The following is a 6,778-nucleotide window of genomic DNA, read 5'->3' as shown; positions in this document are numbered from 1 at the left end:
CGAGTGAAACGTTATATTCTTCCAGAAAAAAGAAAACGGCCCAAAAGTAGGACCGTTCGAATTTCAAAAAATCGGTACACCATTAAGTCAAAACATGCTTAACTGAATGGTGTTAGCTAGTTAGCGGCTCTTTTTGTATTTACTATTTAAAGTATAGATTAACCAGCGGTTTGCGCTGTTGGTTGCTGTTTGTTTAGTTGTAAGTAACTTAGTAGCCACATACCCAAACCACCTAAAAATAATGCAGCTGCTACGTAACCTGTTTGATTAGGTGCCGCACCTTGCGCTATTGCAATTCCGCCGACCCACGGGCCTATAGCATTTGCGGTGTTAAATGCGCACTGTACTAATGCACCAATCATAGCGTGACCTTCTGGAGCAACATCCATTAATAGCGTTTGAATAAGCGTTGCCAAACCCACACTACAGCCAATAAAAAAGATAACAGCATAAAGCATCCAAATATTATGGCTTGCTGTTACATAAGCAAAAGCAAATACAATGGTGCATACAAGCGCAAGGCCAGTGGTTTTAATTGCAGATTTATCGGCAGCTTTACCCAGTACATAGTTACCGAGTGTACAACCAATACCAAACATCACCATAGCAATAGAAATAGTATAAGGCGCTGTTTTTGTTACTACTAATATGGTATCGGCAATGTAGGTATAAATACAAAACACGCCGCCAAAGCCAATAATTACAATGCCCAAAATAGACCAAACCAGTTTGTTTTTAAGTACGCCAAACTCACTTAATAAGTTAGATGGTTTAGCATTATCAATATTTGGAACTACTTTATAAACAAAAATAAAAGCAATAAAAGCCAGTACTGCAGCACCAGCTAAACAGTATCGCCAGCTCAGGTTTTGACCAACAAGTGTTACAACTGGTACGCCAACAATGGTGGCCACCGTTAAGCCCATAAACACCTTTGACATAAAGCTAGCACGCTTACCTTCTGGAGCAATATCCGACGCTAACAATATAGCCGCACCAAAATAAGCACCGTGTGGTAAGCCACTTAAAAATCTAAATATTACCAGCTGCTCAAGCGACGTTGCCATCGCACTTAACCCGTTTGAGACAAACATTAAGCTTATAAATATGAGCAATGCTTTTCGCTTCCTCATATTGGCAGTAGTAAGCATTAAAATAGGCGCACCCACTACAACACCAATGGCGTAAGCACTAATTGCATAGCCACTTTGTGATGGCGTTGAGCCAAATGTTTCGCTAATTAGTGGCAGCATAGGCATCATCGAAAATTCAGATAATCCTAAAATAAATGTGCCAAGCGCTAATACGAGTAAAATAGCGGTTCTGTTAAGTTGACTAGATGCCGACGCCACATCTGATGTCATAGATGATCCCTTAAGGTTTAATTTTAAAAATGAAATTGCACAATAAATCCTGAATAGGAAATATCATGTGTATGCTTAAATTTTGGTGTGAGAGGGTAATCTGTGAGGGCGTTATTTTAAGTTAAAAAAAGTACAGAGTCATGCATAAATTAGTGGTTTTGTTAGGTTTTTAAAATGTTAATTAGAATAAAATACTACTTAGCATTTATAAAATAAAAAACTATTTGTAAAGCAAATACCTACAAGGTATTAAATATTAACCGAAAGGCTATTTAAAGCTTATATTTACAGTATAATTACATATTGGTATCACTTTAATTTGCTAATTTTAGGTCAACAACCCTAGTGCTAATTTACTCCTTAAGGTTTTTATATGTTTGGTATTTCTAAAAGAAACGCAAAAATTGAAGAAATGGAGCTTCAATTAATTCAAAAGCAGTCTGTTTTATCTGCAATTAATAAGCATGTTGCTTATATAGAATTTACACCTGAAGGAATAATATTAGACGCAAATCAATTGTTTTTAAAAACTATTGGTTACAGCAAAGAGCAAATAATTGGTAAGCATCATCGTATGTTTTGCGAAAGTGAGTATGCAAGCTCAAACGAATACGGCAAGTTTTGGCAAGAATTAAAGGCAGGTGACTCTAAAGCAGGATCGTTTCTAAGATATAAAGCAAATGGCGATAAACTCTGGCTTGAAGCAACTTATTTCCCGGTAGAAGAGCACGGTGTAGTTACTAAAGCTATTAAAATAGCCTCTGATATTACCGCAACTTACATACAACGAAAGGCGCAAGAAGCTATCGCTAGTGCACTTGATAAAGCATTAGCTACGATAGAGTTTACTCCTGAAGGAAATATTTTAAGCGCAAACCAAAACTTTTTAACAACAATCGGGTATAGCTTAAAAGATATTGTTGGCAAGCATCATAAAATGTTTTGTACTAAAGTGTTTTATGAGAAAAATCCGTACTTTTGGAGTGAATTAGCGCAGGGGCAGTTTAAGTCAGGAAAATTTAAACGTATTGCCGCCGATGGTTCAGAAATTTGGCTTGAGGCTACTTACAATCCAATATTAGATAGCAAAGGTAATGTAATTAAAATAATTAAGTTTGCATCAAATATTACCGATCGAATTAATAATAACAGTGCAGTAACAGAGGCTGCAGCAATAGCGTATGAATCGGCGGTAGCTACTGCGCAAACAGCTAAAAAAGGCTCTGAAATACTACAAAGCTCTGTTGCAAACTCCGATGCCATTGTAAGCCAAGTACTTAAATCGGTAGATTTAATTAAAAACCTTAATGAACAATCAGCTGTAATAGGTTCCATTGTTTCTACAATCAGCAGTATTGCTGATCAAACTAATTTACTGGCACTTAATGCTGCAATAGAAGCTGCACGCGCTGGAGAGTACGGCCGTGGTTTTGCTGTAGTAGCTGATGAAGTAAGGCAGCTCGCAGCCAGCACTAGTCGATCTACTAATGAAATAGCAAGTGTTGTTAAAAATAACCAAGAGCTTACTAACGATATATCCAGGCAAATAACATCTGTTTCAGATTCTTCAGAGCAAGGGCGAGAGCTTATTGCTAACGTGTCAGAGGTCATTAAAGAGATTGAGCGCGGAGCAGATATTGTTTCTCAAACAGTAGCTAAGTTAAATACTTAACGACTGTTTGCATCATTTTTACGTTTTAAGCTGCCAATTAAAGTGCTTAAACACACCTAGGGCGTGTTGATCTTTGTGGATTGAAATTTGTTCAATCTAGGGGCGATTTAATCGCGGCGCGAGGTTTGTAACCTAGTGGGCTAAGTAAAAACCGAGCAACAAAGAGTTAATCGTCCCTAGAAAGAACCCAAAGGGCAGCGCATGTTTGGTCTTTATGCTGCGTTATCGCCTATTTATGGGGAATAACCATACTACATAGGCTCCGCCTTGCCTAAAAACCAAACAGTCTGCTGCAAAATCAATCACGAAAGGTCAACACGCCCTAGCAACATTATAAATTGATAAAGTGCGACAATATGTCGCGCTTTTGCTTTTAGTGCTCATTATATAATTACGCCAATTATTACAGTGGCATAAATTAACAATGGTTTATAAAAGCAAAACTCAAAAAACATATTTACTTACCCCTGTCGCATTTTTTATTAGTGGTGTGCTATCTCCTTTCGCATTTGCCGACGATACCCCTTTAGAGGTGATAGAAGTTCACGGACATGCTCAAAATAAACATTTAGCACTTGGCTCGTCAGAATCGCTATTAAGTGATTTAGGTGTCGATTTTTCGGCGGCGGGCGGCGTATCTAACTTACCTGTTTTAAATGGTTTAATGGGCGATAGAGTAAAAGTGTTAATTGATGGCGCGGATGTAACTGCTGCATGTGCTAATCATATGAATCCGCCGCTGTCGTATATATCGGCTAATCAAATTACGTCTTACAATGTGGTTGCCGGCGTGTCGCCAGTAAGCGCGGGCGGCGATAATATTGCCGGTGTAATAAGCGTTAACTCTATTTCACCACAGTACAGCGATAGCAGTGAATTGGACTGGCACTCGGGTTATGTTTCGGCAAAATACAGCAGTGTTGATAACGGGCGTAAACTTGGCGTGGGCGCTCGTTTAGCAAGTGATACGTTTAGTTTTAACTATCAAGGCTCGTTTAACGATGCAGATAGTTATGAAGATGGTAATGGCGATGTAGTGCTTGATACGTTGTATCGTGCACAAAATCACAGTTTAACCGCAGCTATGCGCGATGATAAACAGCAATTAGTTATAAAGCTAACGCATCAAAAAATTCCGTATCAGGGGTTTGCAAATCAGTATATGGATATGACCGATAACACCAGCTACGGTGCGATTGCTCAATACAAACGCTCTTTTGAGAACAGCGAATTTGAAGGGCAGGTTAACTGGCACAGTGTAAAGCATGAAATGGGTTTTTTCAGTGAAGAAAAAACAGGCATGATGCCAATGAAAACCGATGCACAAGATATAAGTACACAACTTAAGTGGCGTATTGCACTTGATAAAAACAGCAGTATTTTACTCGGCCAAGAATATTTTAATTACAGCATTGATGATTGGTGGCCAGGTATCGAAGGCTCAACCATGATGGGGCCAGACGATTACGTAAATATAAATAACGGCAAACGAGAGCGCATAGCGGCATTTGCTGAATACGAGAGCCAAATAAATACAAAACTGTGGTTAAACGCAGGCGTACGTATTGAAAGTGTTAATACCCAAGTAGGAGAGGTTCAATCTTATAACGACGGTATGAGCATGATGGATATGGACGATATGAGTAGCATGACCAGTATGGAAAGTATGTTTATGAGCGATACGTCTACAGATAACACTATTGCTGCTGAGAATTTTAATGCCAGCGACAGAGATAAAACCGATACCATAGTTGACGCTAATTTATTAATTAACTACCAAATAACAAATTATGATGAGCTACAATTTGGCCTTGCCCGTAAAAACCGCGCCCCTAATTTATATGAGCGATACAGTTGGGGTGTAAGTACTATGGCAACCACCATGATTGGCTGGTACGGCGATGGTAACGGTTATATTGGTAACCCCGATTTAGATGTTGAAACAGCCCATACTATAAGCGCCACGTATATTAAATCGGCTAAAGATGATCGTTGGCGGTTAAGCACCAATGTTTGGTATACAGATGTGAACGATTATATTGATGCTGATAGTGTAAGAAGCTTCAATAGTTATGACTTGGACAATACAGCGCGTAACATTTTGCAGTTTACTAATGTCGATGCGATTTTGTATGGTGCAAAGGTAGACTTAACAGCCAACATTTATGAATCTAAGAATTTAGGCAATTGGCAGTTACACGCTAATGTTACTAATACCAGAGGCAAGCGAGACGATACTAACCAACCGCTTTACCAAATTAAGCCATTGCAAACTCAGCTAGATATTAGCCAGCAAATAGGTCGATTTGAAAATGTATTGTCTTGGCAGTGGGTAGATACAAAAAGCCGTGTAGACAATAATCGTTTTGAAAACCAGACAGGCAGTTATAGCTTGGTAAATTTAAGCTCTAAAGCAACATGGAACGCATTAACGCTAAACGCTGAAATAAGTAATGTGTTTGATGAATATTACCAGCTCCCACTTGGAGGTGTAAGTATTGCAGCGCTTAAACAAGATAGCAGCAACGGGTTTGAACAGCTTGCAGGGCAGGGGCGCTCGTTTAATATAAGTGCTAGCTATGCGTTTTAAATAACCTCATATTCAAATTTCAAATAAAGCGAAAGCCATAACCATGTTATGGCTTTTGCTTTTTTTTATGAAATATTAGTATGCTTAACACGTTCTATTAGGCACTGTTTTATTAATTTTATAACATTAGTTTTAGTAGAATGCAGAAAAAGCAATAACTTGTTCATCACCCAATGGTTAGGAAATACAGTGTTTAAACAATTTAAAAATAAAGTCATGGGTGCGCCAACAGCTATGGCCGGTTTAGCTTTGGGTATTGCCAGTATGGGGTGGACATGGGAAAACGTTTTTAATTTAAATAATTATGGACAATATCTGGGAGCGCTATTAGCTGGCGTATTAGTTCTACTTTTGGCTGCTAAATTTTTACTGCACCCCGATTTATTAAAAGCTGATTTAGCACACCCAGTTGCAGGAAGTGTGATCCCGACATTTGCAATGGCTAACCTGGTTATTTCAAAATCAGTGGGGCAATTTGACCCATTAGCTGGCGACATTATTTGGGTTTTAGCTTTTGTGCTGCACTTTACATTTTTGTTGAGCTTTTTATATCAGCGAGCAAAAAAGTTTAACTTTGAAGATATGGCGCCCAGCTGGTTTGTGCCACCGGTGGGTATTATTATTGCAGACATTACTTTTTCGGGTAATCCTACATTAGCGTGGTTAGCCTATAGTGCGTTGGTTATTGGCATATCAGCGTACAGTACTATACTGCCAATTATGTTTTATCGTTTTTTAATAGCATTAAAAAGTGATTACGAAATACAGCCAACACTTGCCATTTTAGCCGCACCTGCCAGTTTAACATTAGCGGGGTATTTTCATATAGCGGCCAATCCATCACTAACTATAGTGGGAGTATTATTTACATTAGCGATAATAAAAACACTGATTGTTTATGTGTTATTTATAAAGTTATTACGCAGGCCTTTTACGCCTAGCTACGCTGCTTTTACGTTTCCAATGGTTATTGGGTCAACAGCATTATTTAAAATGACAGATTGGATGCAAAGTATAGACCTCGCAATACCATACATAGATGCGGTTAATTACTTAGCTACGTTCGAACTTATAGTTGCCACAGCAGTAGTCGTTTATATAAGTGGTCGGTACTTTTGCCATTTTAAAATATCAAAGCAACAGGTAACGTAA

At 38.5% G+C, this 6,778-nt stretch carries 4 protein-coding genes; 3 read left to right on the top strand and 1 reads right to left on the bottom strand.

The window, feature by feature from the left end; translation table 11 throughout:
* Nucleotides 1-158: 158 nt before the first annotated feature.
* On the bottom strand, nucleotides 159-1,364 hold the full coding sequence (locus tag I6F49_RS03380) for an MFS transporter (RefSeq protein WP_197178413.1): 1,206 nt from the start codon (nucleotides 1,362-1,364) through the stop codon (nucleotides 159-161).
* 373 nt (nucleotides 1,365-1,737) lie between these two features.
* Between I6F49_RS03380 and I6F49_RS03375 the strand changes: the two genes are divergently transcribed.
* The 3 genes from I6F49_RS03375 (at nucleotide 1,738) to I6F49_RS03365 (ending at nucleotide 6,778) form a co-directional block, all read left to right on the top strand.
* Nucleotides 1,738-3,036, top strand: a complete 1,299-nt coding sequence (locus I6F49_RS03375) for a methyl-accepting chemotaxis protein (RefSeq protein ID WP_197178411.1) — start codon at nucleotides 1,738-1,740, stop codon at nucleotides 3,034-3,036.
* Nucleotides 3,037-3,460: 424 nt separating this feature from the next.
* Nucleotides 3,461-5,626, top strand: a complete 2,166-nt coding sequence (locus tag I6F49_RS03370) for a TonB-dependent receptor (RefSeq protein WP_197178409.1) — start codon at nucleotides 3,461-3,463, stop codon at nucleotides 5,624-5,626.
* 189 nt (nucleotides 5,627-5,815) lie between these two features.
* The gene (locus I6F49_RS03365; RefSeq protein WP_197178407.1) at nucleotides 5,816-6,778 is read left to right on the top strand and encodes a TDT family transporter; all 963 of its coding nucleotides are present in this window, start codon (nucleotides 5,816-5,818) and stop codon (nucleotides 6,776-6,778) included.

This window comes from Pseudoalteromonas sp. SWN166, from assembly GCF_015864485.1.
Taxonomy (GTDB): Bacteria; Pseudomonadota; Gammaproteobacteria; order Enterobacterales; family Alteromonadaceae; genus Pseudoalteromonas.
This window is presented reverse-complemented; position numbering and strand designations above follow the sequence as displayed.

Excerpts from the sequence above, each read along its gene's own strand:
- I6F49_RS03380 (WP_197178413.1), bottom strand. The coding sequence starts at position 1,364 with ATGACATCAGATGTGGCGTCGGCATCTAGTCAACTTAACAGAACCGCT.
- I6F49_RS03375 (WP_197178411.1), top strand. The coding sequence starts at position 1,738 with ATGTTTGGTATTTCTAAAAGAAACGCAAAAATTGAAGAAATGGAGCTT.
- I6F49_RS03370 (WP_197178409.1), top strand. The coding sequence starts at position 3,461 with ATGGTTTATAAAAGCAAAACTCAAAAAACATATTTACTTACCCCTGTC.